The organism is Hymenobacter cyanobacteriorum (assembly GCF_022631375.1).
Taxonomy (GTDB): Bacteria; Bacteroidota; Bacteroidia; order Cytophagales; family Hymenobacteraceae; genus Hymenobacter; species Hymenobacter cyanobacteriorum.
In genome coordinates this window covers 452,665-470,525 of sequence record NZ_JALBGC010000004.1, presented here as the reverse complement: position 1 = coordinate 470,525, position 17,861 = coordinate 452,665, and the positions used below count along the sequence as shown (strand labels likewise).

General features: G+C 62.2%; 18 protein-coding genes. 3 read left to right on the top strand and 15 right to left on the bottom strand.

Annotated elements, in window-relative coordinates; genetic code table 11:
- Positions 1 to 16: 16 nt before the first annotated feature.
- The 15 genes from poxB to MON38_RS22900 all read right to left on the bottom strand — a co-directional run bounded on the left by poxB (position 17) and on the right by MON38_RS22900 (position 14,267).
- Positions 17 to 1,744 (bottom strand): ubiquinone-dependent pyruvate dehydrogenase, encoded by a 1,728-nt coding sequence (poxB, locus tag MON38_RS16310; protein ID WP_241937211.1) that lies wholly within the window; start codon positions 1,742 to 1,744, stop codon positions 17 to 19.
- Positions 1,745 to 1,841: 97 nt separating this feature from the next.
- A complete protein-coding gene (locus tag MON38_RS16305) occupies positions 1,842 to 2,627 on the bottom strand; it encodes a DUF2490 domain-containing protein (RefSeq protein ID WP_241937210.1) in 786 nt (261 codons plus the stop codon).
- 90 nt (positions 2,628 to 2,717) lie between these two features.
- Complete coding sequence (locus MON38_RS16300) at positions 2,718 to 3,362, bottom strand: hypothetical protein (RefSeq protein WP_241937209.1); 645 nt, start codon at positions 3,360 to 3,362, stop codon at positions 2,718 to 2,720.
- Between the two features lie 4 nt (positions 3,363 to 3,366).
- Positions 3,367 to 4,092, bottom strand: a complete 726-nt coding sequence (locus tag MON38_RS16295) for a hypothetical protein (protein ID WP_241937208.1) — start codon at positions 4,090 to 4,092, stop codon at positions 3,367 to 3,369.
- Positions 4,092 to 4,481: a GntR family transcriptional regulator gene (locus tag MON38_RS16290; RefSeq protein WP_241937207.1), complete on the bottom strand. Its 390-nt coding sequence runs from the start codon at positions 4,479 to 4,481 to the stop codon at positions 4,092 to 4,094. The genes MON38_RS16295 and MON38_RS16290 overlap by 1 nt, the downstream gene beginning before the upstream one ends.
- 12 nt (positions 4,482 to 4,493) lie before the next feature.
- Entirely contained in the window at positions 4,494 to 5,267 is a 774-nt protein-coding gene (locus MON38_RS16285) for a hypothetical protein (RefSeq protein WP_241937206.1), read from the bottom strand.
- Positions 5,251 to 6,108 (bottom strand): ABC transporter ATP-binding protein, encoded by an 858-nt coding sequence (locus MON38_RS16280; RefSeq protein WP_241937205.1) that lies wholly within the window; start codon positions 6,106 to 6,108, stop codon positions 5,251 to 5,253. The genes MON38_RS16285 and MON38_RS16280 overlap by 17 nt, the downstream gene beginning before the upstream one ends.
- A 268-nt stretch (positions 6,109 to 6,376) precedes the next feature.
- Positions 6,377 to 8,602 carry a xanthine dehydrogenase family protein molybdopterin-binding subunit gene (locus tag MON38_RS16275; protein ID WP_241937204.1) on the bottom strand — a complete coding sequence of 742 codons (2,226 nt, stop codon included), beginning with the start codon at positions 8,600 to 8,602 and terminating at the stop codon, positions 6,377 to 6,379.
- A 134-nt stretch (positions 8,603 to 8,736) separates the two neighbouring features.
- Entirely contained in the window at positions 8,737 to 8,982 is a 246-nt protein-coding gene (locus MON38_RS16270; protein WP_241937203.1) for a hypothetical protein, read from the bottom strand.
- A 244-nt stretch (positions 8,983 to 9,226) separates the two neighbouring features.
- Positions 9,227 to 10,450, bottom strand: coding sequence for a 5-(carboxyamino)imidazole ribonucleotide synthase (locus tag MON38_RS16265; protein ID WP_241937202.1), 1,224 nt, complete (start codon positions 10,448 to 10,450; stop codon positions 9,227 to 9,229).
- 23 nt (positions 10,451 to 10,473) lie between these two features.
- A complete protein-coding gene (gene purE / locus MON38_RS16260) occupies positions 10,474 to 11,007 on the bottom strand; it encodes a 5-(carboxyamino)imidazole ribonucleotide mutase (RefSeq protein ID WP_241937201.1) in 534 nt (177 codons plus the stop codon).
- Between the two features lie 143 nt (positions 11,008 to 11,150).
- The gene (locus tag MON38_RS16255; protein ID WP_241937200.1) at positions 11,151 to 12,428 is read right to left on the bottom strand and encodes a dihydroorotase; all 1,278 of its coding nucleotides are present in this window, start codon (positions 12,426 to 12,428) and stop codon (positions 11,151 to 11,153) included.
- A gap of 77 nt (positions 12,429 to 12,505) precedes the next feature.
- The gene (locus tag MON38_RS16250) at positions 12,506 to 13,486 is read right to left on the bottom strand and encodes an aspartate carbamoyltransferase catalytic subunit (RefSeq protein ID WP_241937199.1); all 981 of its coding nucleotides are present in this window, start codon (positions 13,484 to 13,486) and stop codon (positions 12,506 to 12,508) included.
- A 66-nt stretch (positions 13,487 to 13,552) separates the two neighbouring features.
- Positions 13,553 to 13,750 (bottom strand): hypothetical protein, encoded by a 198-nt coding sequence (locus MON38_RS16245; protein WP_241937198.1) that lies wholly within the window; start codon positions 13,748 to 13,750, stop codon positions 13,553 to 13,555.
- A gap of 208 nt (positions 13,751 to 13,958) precedes the next feature.
- Positions 13,959 to 14,267, bottom strand: coding sequence for a dihydroorotate dehydrogenase (locus tag MON38_RS22900; protein WP_241937197.1), 309 nt, complete (start codon positions 14,265 to 14,267; stop codon positions 13,959 to 13,961).
- Between the two features lie 573 nt (positions 14,268 to 14,840).
- Here MON38_RS22900 and MON38_RS16235 point away from each other — a divergent pair.
- From MON38_RS16235 to MON38_RS16225, 3 genes are read left to right on the top strand one after another with little or no spacing between them, the layout of a single operon-like run.
- Positions 14,841 to 15,266 carry a hypothetical protein gene (locus MON38_RS16235; protein WP_241937196.1) on the top strand — a complete coding sequence of 142 codons (426 nt, stop codon included), beginning with the start codon at positions 14,841 to 14,843 and terminating at the stop codon, positions 15,264 to 15,266.
- Positions 15,267 to 15,322: 56 nt separating this feature from the next.
- Positions 15,323 to 15,979: a hypothetical protein gene (locus MON38_RS16230; RefSeq protein ID WP_241937195.1), complete on the top strand. Its 657-nt coding sequence runs from the start codon at positions 15,323 to 15,325 to the stop codon at positions 15,977 to 15,979.
- 54 nt (positions 15,980 to 16,033) lie between these two features.
- Positions 16,034 to 17,848, top strand: coding sequence for an ABC transporter ATP-binding protein (locus MON38_RS16225; RefSeq protein ID WP_241937194.1), 1,815 nt, complete (start codon positions 16,034 to 16,036; stop codon positions 17,846 to 17,848).
- Positions 17,849 to 17,861 lie beyond the last annotated feature (13 nt).

Below are 17,861 nucleotides of genomic sequence, written 5' to 3'. Positions count from 1 at the left end.
CATGACGTGCTTTTACCTACCGAAACAGGTTGGTTTTCGCCACTTCCAGCAGCTCACTGCCGCGCCCATTCATTAGCGCCTTCAGCGCATACAATCCAAAGCCCGCCGCCTGCTTCGCCTCGATGCTGGGCGGCATGCTCAGCTCCTGGCGCTTCACCACGGCATCCACCAGCGCGGGGCCGTCGTGGGCCAGGGCTTCGCGGAGCACGCTTTCCAAATCGGCCGGGTCGCTCACGCGGAAACCCTTGAGGCCAGCAGCGGTAGCCAGCGCCCCGAAGTCGGGGTTATCGAGCTCGGTGCCGTATTCGATGATGCCGGCGGCTTTCATTTCCAGCTCCACGAAGCTGAGCGCGGAGTTGTTGAAGACGATGATTTTGACCGGGATTTTGTGCTGGCGAATGGTCAGCAGTTCGCTCAGCAGCATGGCCAGGCCGCCATCGCCGCACATCGCAATTACCTGCCGGCCGGGCTCCACCAGGGCCGCACCATAGGCCTGCGATACGGCATTGGCCATGCTCCCGTGCACGAACGAGCCGAGGAGGCGGCGCTTGCCATTCATGTGCAGGTAGCGGGCGGCCCAGATGGTGGGCGTACCCACGTCGCAGGTGAAAATGGCGTTTTCGGCGGCTATTTCGTCGAGCAGGCGGGCTACGTGTTGGGGGTGCAGGCTGGTATCGCCGGCCTCGCCGGTGGCCAGCTCGGCGAGGTGGGCGTCGTCGTCGCGGTGGCGTTTTTGGGCTTCTTCGAGGTGGGCGCGGTCGGTGCGCGGCGTGAGGTGGGGCAGCAGTTGGCGCAGGGTTTCGGCCACGTCGCCGGCCAGGCCGATTTCGACGCGGGTGCGCCGGCCGATGTTTTCGGGCCGGATATCGACCTGCACCACGCGGGCCTTCTCGGGGTAGAACTGGCGGTACGGAAAGTCGGTGCCCAGCATGAGGATGGTGTCGGCGTCCATCAGGGCGTGGTAGGCGGCGGGCATGCCCAGCAGGCCCGTCAGGCCCACGTCGTAGGGGTTGCCGGGCTCCACGTGCTCCTTGCCGCGCAGGGCATGCACCACGGGCGCTTGCAACGCAGCGGCGGTGTGCACCAGCTCATCCAACGCCCCCGCGCAGCCGATGCCGGCCAGAATCGTCACCTTTTCGCCCGCGTTCAGCAACTCCGCAGCTTGCTTAATATCGGCCTCCGAGGGCCGCAACGCGCTGCGGCGGCCTTGGGTGGGCAGCAGCACCTCGGGCGCTTCGGTTTCGAGGTAGGCCACATCGCCGGGCAGCACCACCACGGCCACGCCGCGCTGGCCCAGGGCGGCCGCCACGGCACTTTCGATGGTGCGCACGGCTTGCTCGGGCACCGAAATCAGCTCGCAGTAATGGCTGCATTCGCGGAACAGGCGCTCGGGGTGGGTTTCCTGGAAGTAGCCGGTGCCGATTTCTACGTTGGGAATCTGGGCCGCCAGGGCCAGCACCGGCACGCGGCTGCGGTGGCAGTCATACAGGCCGTTGATGAGGTGGGTATTGCCGGGCCCGCAGGAGCCGGCGCACACGGCGAGGTCGCCGGTGAGGTGAGCTTCGGCCCCGGCGGCGAAGGCGCCGCCTTCCTCGTGCCGCACGGCGATGAACTCGATGTCATCGCGGGTGCGAATGTTGTCGGTGATGCCGTTGAGGGAGTCGCCCACCACGCCGAAGACGCGCTTTACGCCGGCGGCGACGAGGGTATCGACAATGATTTCGGCTACGGATTTTTTGGGCATGGTATCACAGGTTAAGATGAAACCTGTACGCAAAAACAAAAGGCCCGGCAGTGCTTGCCGGACCTTTTGCTCACAGAAAAAAAGGCATTTGCGGGCGCTAATCCCGCTGCGAGGGCAGCTGCTCGGTGGCCGGCACCGCCGAGCGGCGCGCCAGCTTGTAGGTTACGGCCAGCACGAGGTTGTTTTTGGCCGAGTTAATCTGGGGAATAAACTGGCCCGCTTTGTAGGCCGGCAGGTTGTAGTTGGCCTGGTTCACAAATCCTAGCTGCAAAATAAGATGCGCCGTGGGCTGGTAGCCCAGGCCGCCGTACACGCGGTTGCGCTCGAATACGGGGCCTTTGGGGTTGAGGAAAATCTCGTCATAAGCTGACAAAAACCACGTGCCGGCCGCAATGGTCGGCTTATTCAGGGGATAAAATGCGTTGAGCCGGTAGCGCAGCCGCTGCCGGAATGCGCTGCTGTCGTTGCGAAAATCCAGCCAGCGCTGCTCGATACGGTAGCGGTGCTCCAGCTTCAGGCGCTTGGTTACCTGCGTCAGCGTGAGCTGCTGCCACAGGCGCCTTTCCACGTTCAGTGGGCCGGCGCTTAGGTCCTGGTAGTCGGAAGTGACGTAGCGGCCGCCGCCCACCAGCACCGAGAAGTTGGGGTCGATGTCGAAGCTCACGCCCGCTTTCAGCTCGTGGTAGAAATACTGGCGGAACACGCCGTTGAGGCGGGCCTGGGCCTCGGCGTAGCCGCCCAGCTTGTGGTCGGACGTGCCCGGCAGTATCACCGTGCCGATAAACCAGGTGCCCCAGGGCTGCGTGGAGTTGGCCTGCGCCCGGGCAGCCAGCGGGCCGGCCAGCAGCAGCGGCAGCAAGCCCGCAAAAACGTGTTTATTCATGCAACAGCCCCGGCCCGGAATTATCTCCGCCGCCTTGGATGGGTAAAGATATCGACTCGCCCCCGGTGGCGGCCGGCCGGGCCGTGGCCGCTACCCAACCGGCTGCGGCCGGAACTGCCCCGCAGCGTGGCGCCGCCACGCCAGCAGCAGCCCCGCCGCGCCCAGCCCCACGCAGCCGCCCAGCCACAGCAGCATGTTGTATCGGTCAGTGAAAGCCCGGTAGCCGGCTGTGAAGGCGAACATCACTGCCCCCACCACCTCCCACAGCCGGCTCTCGAACAGCGGCGAGGTGGTTTCGGGCACCACCGGCAGGTTCACCACCACGCGCAGGCGGTTCCAGTCCCAGGCCAGCAGCAGCAGGCCCGCCAACAGCATCAGCCCCGTAATAATGGGCGTGCCCGCGAAGTCGTAGGCAATGGTGATGACGAAGATGCTGGCCATAATGGGCAGGTAAGCCAGCGCCCCCAGCAAGGCGAAGCGCTGCGTGAGCAGCAGCAGCCCCGCCACGCACTGCGCCACGCCGATAAACTGCCAGTACAGCCCCGACTGGTACATCATCTCGAAAAAATGCCCCACGCTGTGCGCGCTTCCGGTGTCTGGTATCTGCGTGAAGCGGTGGCCTTTGATTTTAATCAGGCTGGCAAACACGAACGCGCCGCCCACCAGGTACCGGGTGTAGATGATGCCTAATTGCAGCAGCAACGAGCTTTTCAGGGATTGGCGCAACGGCTTCATGGCGCTATTTTGTGGGAGTCAGGCTGCGGGCCGCCGCTCCACTCAGGGCAATGGTGGCGCTGTCGGAGAACTGATAGCGCAGGCGCGGAATGGCGGTGGACAGCTCCAGATGCGCGCGGTTGTTGATGGCCAAATCGGCGGCCTGAATGTGGTTGTTCGGTTCAACCTTCAACGCTGGCTCGCCGCCGGGCAGGGCCCCCACAGTGGCTCGCAGCCAGTTTAAGGTATTGCCCGTCAGCAGCACTGCATTGCTCTTTTCCTGCCGCACGGTCAGGCTGTCCTGCCGGAACCCCTGTACCGTCACTTCTCCCCCACCGTGCAGTTGGTCGAGTTGCGGCTTGCCGCCCACTGTGTAAGAACCGTCGGCGGTTAAAGCCGAGAGACGGGGGCAGGAAATCCGCACCGCATCCCGGGGGCCCAGCCACTTCCATTCCTTCGGGTAGTCCAGCGCCACGCTCAGCTGCCCACCGTGCTGCGTAACGTGCACAAACTCGGCCGCATCTTTATCTACATGCACGGCAAACGGCCCGGCTACAATTTTCACGTTCATCACGCCAGCGGCAGGCACGCGCACCGCGTCGAAATTGCGCAGGCCCAGCGCTTGATAGTTGCGCAGCGGGTCTTTGTAGCGGCCGGTGCGGTATTCGGCGCGCAGGGCGGCATCGTAGGTGGCCAGCGAGCCGAGCACCAGGGCCACGGCGGCCACGAATAGTTTATTGCTGGTTTTCATCAGGAAGTGGCGGGAAGGGGTTGCGGTTGGGTATTCTTGAACTCTTCGTAGCGGCGCTGCACCTCGGGCAGCCCGATGCCAAGCAGCAGCATGGTGCCGAACACCTCCGGCAGCTCCTGGCTCAGAAACCGCTCGCGCCGGGCGGCCTGCACCTGCTGCACCGCGGCCGGGGCCACAAAAAAGCCGATGCCGCGCTTGTTGTACAGCACCTCCTGGCTTTGCAGCAGCTCGTAGGTGCGCATCACCGTGTTGGGGTTCACCTGCAGGTCGCCGGCCAGCTCGCGCACCGACGGAATCTTGCTATCCGGCGGCCACTTGCCGCGCAGTATCAGCTCGCTCACATACCCGGCAATCTGCAGGTAAATGGCCTCGTTGTCTTTGAATTCCATGATTATCTCGGCTTAAATCTGCTTTTCGGTGAGGCGCTGGTAGGCCGCGGCCCAGGCCAGCAGCATCAGGCCCAGCGGCACCAGCCCAAACCAGTCGCCCAGCCCCTCGGGCAGGCTCACGACGTAATTCTCCTTGCCCTCGTGCAGCGTCATGGCCGAAAACGGCACTGCCGTGCCCAGCTCGTGCCCCAGCAGCGCCTGCAGGGCCTGGAAGTTGAGGAACACCAGCAGCGCCCCGGCCAGCAACACCCCAAACGCGGTGCGCACAAATTGCTGCTTCACAAAGAAGATGCTGCCCCACAAAAACACCGCATTCACCGCCGCGTAGGCCGCCAGCGACGTGTGCAGGCCGCGCTCGCCCCCAAACAGCCGCACCATTTCGGCGGGCTTGCCGTGGCTGCTCAATTGCAGCACCAGGCTATCTACCAGAAAAAAGCAGCCCACGTACACCGCCAGAAAAAGCGGCAGCGAATACAGCCACGCCACCGCAAACTTCTCGGCGTGGGAGGCCGGCAGCATCAGCGCCGCCGTGGCCTGCTTCTTATCGCCGAAAAACGCCAGTACCGTACTCGTAAAAAAAGCCCCGGCCCCCAGCATCCCGATGACAAACACCACGCTCTGCACATCCGGCGGTATCGTGCTCGACGACATGTAGGCCAGAAAACCCAGCACCAGCCCCAGGCCGCCCAACACCACGCCAGTAGCCATGGCATAGGCCCCCGCGTGCTCGGTGGTGTGCTTATTAAACAAGCGCCCGAAGCGCGACAAACTAAAGAACTGGCTCATGAGCGGGTTGATTTTGCGATAAATAAGCAGTAAGCGCGGGGGCCTGCCCCACCAGCGCATTGAACAGCAACTCCAAATCGACGCGCCCGCCCAGGCCGCCGCGGTTGGCCCGAATTACCTGCGCGCCGCGCACCGATTCTTCGGCGTAGAGGTCGGCCGGGCCAGCCTCGGGCACCGTCGCAAACGTCAGCCGCTCGGCCAGTTCGCCGAGGTCGGCATTCAGCACAATGCGCTGGCCGTGCAGTACTACCACGGTATCAATCAGACTCTCCAAATCGCGCACCTGGTGGGTCGAGATGATGAGGCAGCGCTCCTCAGTGAGGGCCGTGGCCATCAGCTTGCGGAACTGCGCCTTGCTCGGAATGTCGAGGCCGTTGGTGGGCTCGTCCATCACCAGCAGGCTGGTGTTGGCCGCCAGCGCAAAGCCAATCATGAACTTCTTCTGCTGCCCGAAGCTCAGGGCCGTGAGCACCGCCTGGGCCGGCACCTCAAACTCGGAGAGGTAGTGCGCCAGCGCGTCGTGGTCGAATTTGGGGTAGAAGCCCGCCGTCTGCTCCACGAATTTCGCGGCCGTCACGGCCGGCACGTAAATTTCTTCGGGCAGGAAAAACAGGTCGGCCAGCACCGCCGGCAGGCGCTTGGCGGCCGGCTGCCCCAGCACCTCACAGACGCCGCCATCGGGAAATGCCAAGCCCACGATGTTCTTGAGCAGCGTGGACTTGCCCGCGCCGTTCTTGCCCAGCAGGCCGTAAATGTGCCCGCGCTCCAGCGTCAGGTCGAGGTTTTGGAAGAGCGGGCGCTTGCGGGAGTACCCAAAATGAAGGTTGCGGATGCGGACCATGTGCGTGCTTGTCTAGTGTATTATTGTTCTAGTACACCACAAACGTAAGCAGGCATTTTGATATTGCAAGTGCGCAGCTGAAAATATTTTTCGGGCATGAAAAAAGCCGCTGGGTGGAGCGGCTTTTTCATGCCCCGTGTTATACAGCGCAATTTCCGAGCGGATGTAGGGGCGGGGCCTGCCCCCGCCCATCGCTGCGCGTCTCCTTTGGGCTGCGTTCAACGTCTGGGCGGGGACAGGCCCCGCCCCTACCCGCAGTACCCGTCAATCACACCAGCTTATCCGGCGTGATGGGCAGCTCGCGCACGCGCCGGCCGGTGGCGTGGTACACCGCATTGGCCACGGCCGCGGCGAAGCCCACCAGCCCGATTTCGCCCAGGCCCTTGGCTCCGATGGGGTCGAGCACGGGGTCGGGCTGGTTGATGAATTCGACTTCTATGGCGGGCACGTCGGCGTTCACGGGCACGTGGTATTCGGCCAGGTCCGAGTTCAGGAAACGGCCGAAGTGGTGGTCGAGGCGGGCATCTTCCATCAGGGCCATTCCGATTCCCCACACCACCGAGCCCAGCACCTGGCTGCGGGCCGTCTTGGCATTCAGCACCCGGCCCGCATCCACCACCGACACCACCCGGCTCACCCGCACCTGCCGCGTGAGCGGATGCACCTGCACTTCCACGAAGCTGGCGCAGAACGACTTGCCGGAGTATTTCTTCATCTCCGGCGATTCTTCGGCTTTCTGCGTCACCTCCAGGGCCGGCAGCTGGTGCTGCTTCAGCACCTCGCCGTAGCTCAGGCGGCGGGCCTTCTTGCCACTGGCCTGCACAAAGCCGTTTTCGGCCCTGAGCTCGGCCGCTGAGGCTTTGCCCAGCGCCTTACCGGGCAGGCGGGCGGCTAGGTCCAGCAGCTGCGTTTTTAGCGCCGCGCAAACCTCGTGCACGGCCGTGCCTACCGAGGTGGCCGTGTGCGAGCCCGCCTGCAAGGGCGCTTCGGGATAAGCCGCATCACCTAGCTCGAAGCGGATGTCGGCCGGGGCCACGCCGCTGGCATCGGCGGCAATCTGCGTCATGATGGTGGCGGTGCCGGGGCCGGTGTCGGCGGTGGCGCTTTGCACCAGCAGTTTGCCGTCGGGCAGCAGGCGGGCGCGGGCGGTGGCGGCGCTCCGCTCGGCTTTGTAGATGCCGGTGCTCATGCCCCAGCCCATGAGCAGGCCGTTGGGCGTGCGCATCGAGCGCGGGGCGGGCGTCCGCTTGCGCCAGCCAAAAAGCGTGGCGCCGCGCTCGTAGCATTCGCGCAGGTGCTTGCTGCTCCAGGGTTTGTCGTTTTCGGGGTCGCGGTCGGCGTAGTTTTTCAGGCGCAGGGCCAACGGGTCCATATTTAAGGCTTCGGCCAGCTCGTCCATCGCGCATTCGAGGGCGAAGGAGCCCGTGGTTTCGCCGGGGCCGCGCGTCCAGCAGGGCGTGCTCATATCGAGCGGCACGAGGCGGTAGCGGGTGTTGAGGTTGGCCACGGCGTAGGCCGATTTGGTGGGGTGCACGATGCGCTCCTCGAACTGCTCGTGGCGCGACGTGAGGCCGTAGGCCTGGTGCGTGATGCCCACCAGCGTACCGTCGGGCAGCGCGCCCAGGCTCATTTTCTGGATGGACTGCGGCCGGTAGCCCACCAAGTTGAACTCCTGGTTGCGCTGGCCCATCACCTTCACCGGCCGCCCCACTTTTTTGGCCGCCAGAATAGCCGCCATTTCCGGCGGCCAGATGCGCGACGAGCCTCCAAACGCCCCGCCCACGAACGGCGAATGCACCCGCACCTGCTCGGCCGGTAGCTGCCACATGCGCATCAAATCCTGCTGCGCCAGCTTCGGGCCCTGGGTTTTGTTGTACACCGTCAGCGTGTCGCCCTCCCAGAGGGCGATGGCGGCGTGCATTTCCATCGGGTTGTGCACGTGGACGGGCGTGCGGTACTCCTGCTCCACGCGTACGGGGGCAGTTTTGTAGGCATCGGGCTGGCCCCGGCTGTATTCGGCTTCCTTTTTGGGGGCAAGGTTGGCCGCCAGGTTTTGGGCCAGATTGGTCTGGTGCGGGGCCGCTTCGTACTCCACGCGCACCAGCGCGGCGGCATGCTGGGCCTGCTCCAGCGTTTCGGCCACGGCCAGCGCCACGGGCTGGTTGCTGAAATGAAGCTGGTCGTCGAAAAACACCCGGAACTCCTGGCCTTCTACGCGGGGGTTGTGGTTGGTTTCGGCGCTTTGGTAGCCGGGCACTTTGGGCGCGTTCAGGTGCGAGATGATGGCCAGCACGCCGGGCAGCTTTTCGGCCGCCGCGGTATCGAGGCGCCTGATGCGGCCCCGGGCCACGGCGCTGCATACCAGCACACCGTGCACGCAGCCCGGCACGGCGTGCTCGGCAGCATAGCGGGCCTGGCCGGTCACTTTCAGGCGGCCATCGACGCGGTTCAGGGGTTCGCCGGTGCTGGTTCCGGCGGGCAGAAGGGTATCCATGATGAGGCAATGGAGGTGTGGAAACTGTACGCCCGGCCCGCCGGGGGCGTTGCGCGGAATGACACCCAAACGCGAAGCGGCTGCCCCCGAACCGGGAGCAGCCGCTCATCAGTATCAATCAGAAACCGCCAGCCCTACAGCGTGCCGCGCCGCTTATGACCCAGGTGCGAGAAGAACCCTCCTTTGTTTGAACGCCGCTTCGAGAACTTCCGGAACCGGTCTTTGTGGCGGCCGGGGCCGCGGTAGTACCGGTACACGGGCCGGAAATCGCCCGCCATGGGCTTGTGCCGATGAATAGGCCGGCGAGCCGCCGAAGCAGTCTGAACATCGGCCGCGCAAAGGCCCACCAGCAGCAAAAACAACATGAACGTACGCAGCATACACAAGGGGTTATCAGGTGAGTAATTCAGCTCGTAGCAACCCGCCGGAGCGGGCTTTAATTATTATTTCAACGCGTAATTGACCTGAATTATTACCGCTGCCGGATTATTTACTGATTCGGCATGCATTACACACACCGAATTCGCAAGCTTACTACCTGAATCACAATACGTAATTTGTGATGAATTATTTTTATGGCAGAGCGGCAGAGCCTCGATGTATGACCAGCAAATGATTGAGTCCTTAGCTGACGTCCAGCCCCGGCAAGCCAAGCACATCAGCGGCGCGCCGCGCTGCGGTTTTGACACTGACGACATCCGGGCCGGTGATGGTCAGGTGCCCCATCTTGCGGCCGGCGCGCGCCTGCGTCTTGCCATATAGGTGCAGGTGCGTTCCTGGCAGGCGCAGCACGGCGAGCCAGTCCGGCTCACGCCGTTGCCCGCTGGCATCAAACCACACTTCGCCCAGCAGGTTGAGCATGATGGCCGGGGAATGCTGGCGCGGCTGCGGCAAGGGCAAGCCGGCCAGGGCATGCACCTGCAGGTCAAACTGCGACGCGTCACAGGCATCCAGGGTGTAGTGGCCGCTGTTGTGCGGGCGCGGCGCCATTTCGTTCACCACCAGGCCGCCGTGCGCGCTGCCGTCGTCCACCACAAAAAACTCGACGCACAGCACCCCCACATAGCCAAGATGCTGCGCGATGGAAACGGCCGCGTCGCGGGCCCGGGTGGCCAGGGCCGGCGGCATATTTCCTTCGTAGGCGTGGGTCACGGCCAGAATGCCGTCGACGTGCACGTTGCGCTGCGGGGCGAAGCTGACGACTTGCCCGTCCCAGCCGCGCGCCACCAGTACCGAGCACTCGGCCGTGAGCGACAGCATCTTTTCCAGCACGCAGGCACCGCGGCCCAACTCCGCCCAGGCGGCAGCCAGCTCAGCAGCGGTTCTGACGCGGACCTGGCCCTTGCCGTCGTAGCCCATGCGCGCAGTTTTCAGGATGCCGGGCAGCAAATCGGCCCGCCCGTCCTGGACGGCCTGCAGCTGGGCCGGCATTTCAATTACCGCGTAGGGCGCGCAGCCCACCCCCGACACGTCGGCACAGGCCGTGAAGTGGGCTTTTTCCTCGATGCGGTTTTGCGCAATGCCCACCACGGCCGCGCCAGGTGCCACGGGTCGGGTCAGGGCCAGCGTTTGCAGGGCCTGGGCGGGCACGTTTTCAAACTCGGTGGTGATGGCCTGGCACAGCTGGGCCAGTTGCGCCAGCCCGGCCGGGTCGTCGTACGCGGTCTGGATGTGGTGGTGGCTCACCAGCCCGGCCGGGCTTTGCGGGTCGGGCTCCAGCACGGCGGTGAAGTAGCCCAGGCGCTGGGCGGCGTGCACAAACATGCGGCCCAGCTGGCCGCCGCCCAGCACCCCCAGGGTGGCCGGCTGGCCCGCGGCGTCTGCACTGCCCGGGAAAAGGGGGAGCATGGCAGGAACGTGAATACCGGCGCTCATACGGGCAGCGTCATGGCGCGGGCGGCTTCGGTTTGTTCGGCGCGAAACGCCCGCAGCTTGGCCGCCAGGCCCGGGTCGTGCAGGGCCAGCATGCTCACGGCGAACAGCGCGGCATTGGCCGCCCCGGCAGTACCAATCGCAAACGTGGCCACCGGCACGCCCTTGGGCATCTGCACGATGCTGTGCAGCGAATCGACGCCCTGCAAATGGCGGCTGGCCACCGGCACCCCCAGCACGGGCACCGTGGTTTTGGCGGCCATCATGCCCGGCAAGTGAGCGGCCCCACCGGCACCGGCAATGATGGCCTGCAGGCCGCGCGGGCCGGCTTGTTCGGCGTAGGCAAACAGGTCGTCGGGCATGCGGTGGGCCGACACCACGCGCGCTTCGTGGGCAACGCCGAAATGCGCGAGCATCTGCACGGCGTGCTGCATGGTTTCCCAGTCGCTGCTGGAGCCCATAACCACGCCGACGACCGGCTGGCCCGCGTCGGCGCTGGAATGGGGAGTGTTGGATGGGAGTTGTATACTCATTGGAAGACAAATTTGAAAAAGAACGTCATGCTGCGCTTGCCGAGGCATCTCTACCACGCAAGTAATTGATTTTACTATTGCGGCAGAGATGTTTCGGCAAGCGCAGCATGACAGACAACTATTATCTGGGCAAGCTTTGCCTGTTAGCGCTCCAGCAGGATTTCCGCACCTAAAATCACCATATCCACCCGGCCTTTCAGCGTCTGGTTGATAAAGGGCGTGTTCTGGGACTTTGATTTCATAAAATCCCGGGTGAAGGTGGTTTCCGCTTCGGTGTCGAACAGGAGGCAATCGGCGGGCTGGCCGACTTCAAGAGCGGCTGCCGGCAGCCCCATCAGGCGGCGGGGCTCGGCCGAATAGCGCTTCAATACCAGGTCCCAACCGAATTTACCGGGCTCGACGAAGTGGTGGTAGAGCGAGACGAGGGCCGTATCCAGACCGGTGATGCCGTTGGGCGCGCTGATGAAGTCCTGGGCTTTTTCGAACGGCGTGTGCGGCGCGTGGTCGGTGGCAATGAGGTCGAACACGCCTTCCTTGAGTCCCTCGAGCAGGGCATCACAATCGGCCTGCGTGCGCAGCGGCGGGTTCATCTTGTAGTTGGTGTCGTAGTCGCCGATGTGCTCATCGGTGAACAGCAGGTGGTGCGGGGCCACTTCCGCCGTCACTTTCACATCGCCGCGCGATTTCCACCAGCGAATGGTTTCCATGCCCAACTTGCTGGATACGTGCTGAATGTGCACGTGAGCTCCCGCCGCCCGGGCCAGGCGAATGTCGCGGTCGATGATGATTTCCTCGGCGCAGGCCGGCGAGCCCTTGATGCCCAACCGGTAGCTCATCACGCCTTCGTTGAGGGCGCGCGGGCCGGCCAGCTCCGGCACCTCGCAGTGGCTGGCGAAGAACATCCCGAACTCGGTGGCGTACTGCATGGCCCGCAGCAGCACCGCCGGGTCGGCCGTGGTGTCGCCGTCGTCGGTGAGCATTTTCACTCCGAGCTCGCGCATGCCCTCAATCTCGGCCAGCTCCTTGCCCTCGCGGTTCTTGGTGACGCAGCCGGAGGTGTAGACCGGAATGCGGGCCCGGTCCCGGGCGTTTTCCAGCACGGTGGCCACCGCCGTGGCCGAATCAAGGGCCGGGCGGGTGTTGGGCATCATCACCACGCCGGTCACGCCGCCGTTGATGGCCGCTTCGCTGCCCGTGGTGATGGTTTCCTTGTTCTCGAAGCCGGGGGCACGGAAATGGACGTGGGCATCAAACATGCCCGGCATCAGCACCCGGCCGCGTGCGTCGACGAGGCGGGCCCCCTCGGGAATGGCCAGGCTGCTGCCGATGGCCTGAATTTTCCCTTCGACAATCAGGACATCGCTCTCGACAAGCACAGGTGAATTTTCGGAGGCGATGCGGGCGTTTTGAAGGAGGAGCATGAAGTGGGGATTTCTGTAAACCGTAAGATTTTTGGAGAGGCAAATTGAAGTGCGGAGTCAGCCGCCGCGTCCGGCGTTTAGGGCATGATGACCGGTGAGCCGGCGCGCGGCTGGGCGGCATACGCTTCCTGCTTCGGAAAGTCGCCGCCCGGCGTAAGCCAGTCGAGCACGGCCATGCGCACGGAAATGCCGTTTTCGACCTGGTTGGTGATGAGGCTGCGCTCGTAGTCCATCACGGCGTCGCAGAGCTCAACGCCCCGGTTCACGGGGCCGGGGTGCATGATGTAGAGGCCGCGGTCGCGGATTTCCGCCAGCCGGGCGGTGGTGATGCCGTACACGCGGTGGTACTCGCGCACGCTGGGGAAAAACTGCACGTCCTGCCGCTCCAGCTGCACGCGGAGCAGGTACACCACATCGGGCCCCCAGGCCATGGCGGCCTCGTAGTCGGTGAAGCGGGGGATGCTGGCTGGCACGTACTTGGGTACCAGCGAGCCCGGACCGAGGTAAGCAACCTCCACGCCCAGCTTTTGCAGCAATGTGCTGGTAGAGCGCGCCACCCGCGAGTGCAGAATGTCGCCGATGATGAGGACCTTTTTGCCCCGGGGGTCAGGGAATTTCTCCTTGATGGTGAAGGCGTCGAGCAAGGCCTGGGTGGGGTGCTCGTGGGCCCCGTCGCCGGCGTTGATGACCGCCGCCGTGGTTTGGCGGGCAATCATGCCGGGCAGGCCGGAGTGGCTGTGGCGCACGACGATGTAGTCGGTGCGCATGGCCTGGAGCGTCTCGATGGTTTCGCGCACCGACTCGCCCTTGGTGATGGAGGAATGGTCGACGTTGAAGTTCGTGACCTCCGCCGAGAGGCGTTTGGCCGCCACCTCAAAGGACGAGTGCGTGCGGGTGCTGGCCTCGTAGAAGAGCATGAGCACGGACTTGCCCTCGAGGGCAGGGATTTTTTTCACCGAGCGGGTGAACAGCTTTTTAAACGACGTGGATTGGTCGAGCAGGAACTCGATTTCCTCACGGTGCAGGGATGCGATGTCGAGCAGGTCTTTGCGTGCCATACCGAAGATGGGGAAAATTAAGTGCGTAGTCAGTGCTTGCCAGTCGGCGGTTTTTACCCTATTCGTTTAGTAACTCCAACTCAATGGACATAAAAAAACCGTTTCGGAATCCGAAACGGTGGCGGGGCAAAACCAGGAAAAAACAACGGAAATACCAGCGGCAAAATCAGGAGAACCGATGATGGCAAAGACCTCTCGGTCCACTCGCGGTTCCCGGCCGAGCGAGGTTCCGCGCTTCATCAACAAGTCTTTTGGTTGAAGCATGGCGCAAAAATACGGCATTGTTACGTCCGGCAGTCCATCGGTAATGTTAACTTTATTTCATGCCCCCTTTCGCAACTTTTATTTTCGACCTAACGGGCTAAACGACGCACCTTTTGTCATTGCTCTCGCCGGCAAAAAAAATATGGCCCGCGTAAGCAATTGCCTAGCAAGCCCCATCCGGCTTACCTTTAGCTCTTTATTCCGCAGCCTAAGCGGGTGGCCCGTCATTCTTCGGCGGCAAGCCCCGCACCAGGCGCCGGTTTATCCGGCTCACCAGCGCCGGGCCTTCGCCGATAAAGCCGGTGTAAGGCTGAATGAGCGAAGCGTCCGCATCGAGTTTCTCCCCCGCATTGGCCACCGAATGAATGCCGCCCGCGCCCAGGCTGGCCACGTAAGCCGGCGCGGTGCGGAGGTTGTCGCGGCTGATGGTGGCATTGGTGGCCACCAGCCCGCTCAGCCAGGTTTCGCGGGCAATTTCCAGGATGTCGTCGAGCGGCGAATCCGTTAGGTTGGGCACGATTTTGAGAGGTAGGTTGGGTCTTGGTTATAGTTAACGGGACTTTTCTACCACTGGGCGCAGACGTATTCGTTTCCGTTTGCATTTCCGCAAAATCCACGTGCAGGTAGCCGATAGGCCGTCTTTGAATTTCTTTTTCGGGGGCTCTGTCCGTCTTCGTTCAGCGGTAAGCGGCTGATGCCGTGTTGCTGAAAGCACAGGTGCGAAGCCGCGCGGGAAAGGCGCGGAATCGTGCCCTGCATAGCGTAGAGGCAACCGTTGAGGGGCAAGAGCATATGGCGCCGAAACGCCACGACCACGGCTTCTTCTTCAGCCGTGAGCACCGTCGAAACCGGTGCTGGCCCCATCGGCGCATCTTGAGCCATAGGACGTTTGAGTCACTTGGCCACGGTTTTGGGGTTGAGCCGGTGGCGTGTGGCTAGCGTTTGCAGGCTTTCCTGACCACGCTGGATAGAGCGCCGTACTGCCTGAATAGTGCGCGCTGCCGTGGCGTATTTGTTCCATAACATTGCGCGAAATTCCAACCCGGAATTACACCATCACATGCTGGAACCATATACCTAACCTCCTGCGATGAATTACTTCCTATTTGCATTCGGGCTATTCGGGCTATTATTTTCAGTTCAGCCCCGGCTTGAAAAAACGTATTATAGTGCCAATAATCGCATTGGTGCTCATGCATTCACGATGAAGCTAACGATAGCGCCCGGTGGTTATAGCTATACGAAGTATCAAACCATCGCCACACCATTTTACCAAGTAACAGGCGAGTATAAAATGAAGTCGGACACCCTGGTTTTATGGAAACATAAAATTGTCACCGTTGATTACAGGGATAAGCCCCATCCCAAGCAAGTCAGCATTTGCCCGGCGAGCAAGATGTATCCCTGCGACCCTGATTATTACCTCATTCGCCAAGACAGTCTTCTATCCATTTATTATTCGAAAGAGACGCACAGCTACCAGAAGGGAACCCTCATGTTTGTGGCATCGCACTAAACCTACGCCAAACGGGTACCGGAGGCAGATACTACCCTGTTCATTTACAATATGCTATGAATTCGCTATCTGTCATCCTCCTGCTCGCTGCGATATCGAGCAGTATCAATAGGCCGTCAGAAAAGGTAATCGCCCCTGACGAAACTAACCAGGCGGGTATTCCACTAGCCAAGCATAATCCGGTGTGGGTTGACAGGCACAATGGACGTCGGTACGCCTTACCAACTTCAATTGGTGAAAAACCGGTTTCGTTTTATCTCAAAAACCCGGCGGTATCTCCACTTGCGAAAGCGCTCTATACCTCACGTTTCCGACCGACGGATAATGATTCCACTACGCAGCTATTGGCGCTTGCAACTACCAAAAACCAGGAAATTAGGCCTTTTTACCGGTGGTGCCTTGACTTTACAATCGCCATCAGTGATGGCGCCTTGGGCGAATATCCCGGTGAACCTGCTTTGGCTTACGCTACTACATACCCACAGGAATTCTTTAGCTATATGGACAAGGATAAATCCGGTAAAAGATATGAAAGGTGGAGAGCAATTATAGCATATAGCGGACCAGGCAGCTACAACGAAGCAAATTCCGCAGCTAAGAAAAAAATCATCGACAGAATGGCAAAGAATTGCCCGTCATGTAGCGATAAAATTAAGCACCGAATAAGCAGCTTTGCCAGCGACGTTACGCGAACACAAGCAGGGCACCGGTAACAACCCCACCCCCACCCCACTCGTCTAACCGGCTCCACTCCTAGCCCCGATTAGATGAGCCTTTGGCAGATTATCCAACGCCTGCTGCCCTTCGTGCGGCCCTACCGCCCGCTCGTCATTGCCACGCTGCTGCTCACGCTGGTGGGCTCGCTGGCCGCGCAGGTGAACCCCTTCGTGCTGCGCTACACCGTGGACACGGTGCAGGGCCTACTCGACCAAAACCGCGGTCTGAGCGCCGGCTGGACCATGCTGGCCTGGGTGAGCGGTATTCTGCTGGGCAAGGAAATCATCAACACCGTCATCACCTTCGGGCAGAAATACTACGGCGAGAAAATCCGCATCAACATTTCCAGCGTGCTCTCGCAAACGGCCGTGAGCAAGATTCTGAGCTATGAGCTGGGGTTTTTCTCCGACGAGGGCAACCAGACCGGCAAGCTCCAGACCCGCATCGACCGCGGCGTGGAGAGCCTGATGAAGCTGGTGCAAAACTTCTTCATCGACATCCTGCCGCTGTTTGCCAACGCCCTGGTGGCGCTGGTGGTCATGTTCGTGGCCAACAAGTGGGTGGGCCTGGTGGCGCTGGCCATTCTGCCGGTGTATTTCTGGCTGAGCTTCCGGCAGGCCGACCGGCTGCAGGGCGTGCGCCGCGGCCTGCAAAAGCTGCGCGAAAGCAAAAATCACGGCCTCATCACCATCATCGACTCAATTGTGGTCATCAAAAGCTTCGTGCGCGAGCAGTACGAGGCCGAAAAGCAGGCCGACACCCAAGCCAAGCTGGTGAATGCCCAGTTGGTGACGCGCAAAACCAACTTCCGCTACGACGGCCTCAAAACCTTCGTGGAGCAGATTGGCGTGGTCGTCATCATCGTCCTCACGGCCTACCTCGTGCTCGACCGCCAGATTTCCATCGGGGCCATCATGTTCCACATTCTGCTGTTCAACAACGTGTCGGCGCCCATCCGGCAGCTCCACCGCATCTACGACGAGATGAACGAGGCCCTCACCTACTCCGAAGGCTTCTTCGCCATCCTCGACGCCGACGACCAGCGTGAGCGCCCCGGCCATCTCGCGCCCGGCCCCAACCTGCGCGGCCAGTTCGAGTTGCGGAACGTGAACTTCACCTACCCCAGCGGCACGGCCGCCCTGCACGACGTGAGCCTGACCATTCAGGCCGGCAAAACCACCGCGCTCGTGGGCCTCAGCGGGGCGGGCAAAAGCACCATCATCAACCTGCTCTGCCAGTTTTATCGCCCCAACGGCGGCGAAATCCTGCTCGATGGCCGCCCGCTGGCCGACTACGACACCTTCGCCCTGCGCCAGGAAATTGGCCTGGTGCTCCAGAAAAACCACATTTTCAAGGGCACCATCGAAGAAAACATCCGCTACGGCGACTTCACTGCCACCCAGGCCGACATCGAAGCCGCCGCCAAGCAGGCCTACCTGCACGACCAGATTCTGGACCTGCCGCGCCGCTACGAGTCCGATGCCCAGCAGCTCAGCGGCGGCCAGCAGCAGCGCATCGCCATCGCCCGGCTCTTCCTCAAAAACCCGCCCATCATCTTCCTCGACGAGCCCACCGCCAGCCTCGACGCCATCGCCACCGAGCAAATTAAAAACTCGCTCGACGCCATCAAGCAGGGCCGCACGGTGGTCATCATCTCCCACAGCCTCGCCCAAATCGTGGATTCGGACTGCATCTACGTCATGAAAAAAGGCCACATGGTAGAAAGCGGCACCCACGACGAGCTCTACGACCTGAAAGGCACCTACCGCGAGATTTTCGACGCCTCGGCCCGCAGCTTAAATATCGAGAAGCTGGCGAAGAGTATGGCCGATGATGGGGACGATGTGCTGGATACGGCTTCGTGAGGGCAGTAAAATG

What these genes read in the sequence shown, in the direction of transcription:
- MON38_RS16295 (WP_241937208.1), bottom strand. Translation starts at nt 4,092, where the DNA reads ATGAAAACCAGCAATAAACTATTCGTGGCCGCCGTGGCCCTGGTGCTC.
- MON38_RS16280 (WP_241937205.1), bottom strand. Translation starts at nt 6,108, where the DNA reads ATGGTCCGCATCCGCAACCTTCATTTTGGGTACTCCCGCAAGCGCCCG.
- MON38_RS16285 (WP_241937206.1), bottom strand. Translation starts at nt 5,267, where the DNA reads ATGAGCCAGTTCTTTAGTTTGTCGCGCTTCGGGCGCTTGTTTAATAAG.
- MON38_RS16290 (WP_241937207.1), bottom strand. Translation starts at nt 4,481, where the DNA reads ATGGAATTCAAAGACAACGAGGCCATTTACCTGCAGATTGCCGGGTAT.
- MON38_RS16235 (WP_241937196.1), top strand. Translation starts at nt 14,841, where the DNA reads ATGAATTACTTCCTATTTGCATTCGGGCTATTCGGGCTATTATTTTCA.
- MON38_RS16270 (WP_241937203.1), bottom strand. Translation starts at nt 8,982, where the DNA reads ATGCTGCGTACGTTCATGTTGTTTTTGCTGCTGGTGGGCCTTTGCGCG.
- purE (WP_241937201.1), bottom strand. Translation starts at nt 11,007, where the DNA reads ATGAGTATACAACTCCCATCCAACACTCCCCATTCCAGCGCCGACGCG.
- MON38_RS16255 (WP_241937200.1), bottom strand. Translation starts at nt 12,428, where the DNA reads ATGCTCCTCCTTCAAAACGCCCGCATCGCCTCCGAAAATTCACCTGTG.
- MON38_RS16245 (WP_241937198.1), bottom strand. Translation starts at nt 13,750, where the DNA reads ATGCTTCAACCAAAAGACTTGTTGATGAAGCGCGGAACCTCGCTCGGC.
- MON38_RS16230 (WP_241937195.1), top strand. Translation starts at nt 15,323, where the DNA reads ATGAATTCGCTATCTGTCATCCTCCTGCTCGCTGCGATATCGAGCAGT.
- poxB (WP_241937211.1), bottom strand. Translation starts at nt 1,744, where the DNA reads ATGCCCAAAAAATCCGTAGCCGAAATCATTGTCGATACCCTCGTCGCC.
- MON38_RS16305 (WP_241937210.1), bottom strand. Translation starts at nt 2,627, where the DNA reads ATGAATAAACACGTTTTTGCGGGCTTGCTGCCGCTGCTGCTGGCCGGC.
- MON38_RS16250 (WP_241937199.1), bottom strand. Translation starts at nt 13,486, where the DNA reads ATGGCACGCAAAGACCTGCTCGACATCGCATCCCTGCACCGTGAGGAA.
- MON38_RS16265 (WP_241937202.1), bottom strand. Translation starts at nt 10,450, where the DNA reads ATGCTCCCCCTTTTCCCGGGCAGTGCAGACGCCGCGGGCCAGCCGGCC.
- MON38_RS16225 (WP_241937194.1), top strand. Translation starts at nt 16,034, where the DNA reads ATGAGCCTTTGGCAGATTATCCAACGCCTGCTGCCCTTCGTGCGGCCC.
- MON38_RS16275 (WP_241937204.1), bottom strand. Translation starts at nt 8,602, where the DNA reads ATGGATACCCTTCTGCCCGCCGGAACCAGCACCGGCGAACCCCTGAAC.
- MON38_RS16300 (WP_241937209.1), bottom strand. Translation starts at nt 3,362, where the DNA reads ATGAAGCCGTTGCGCCAATCCCTGAAAAGCTCGTTGCTGCTGCAATTA.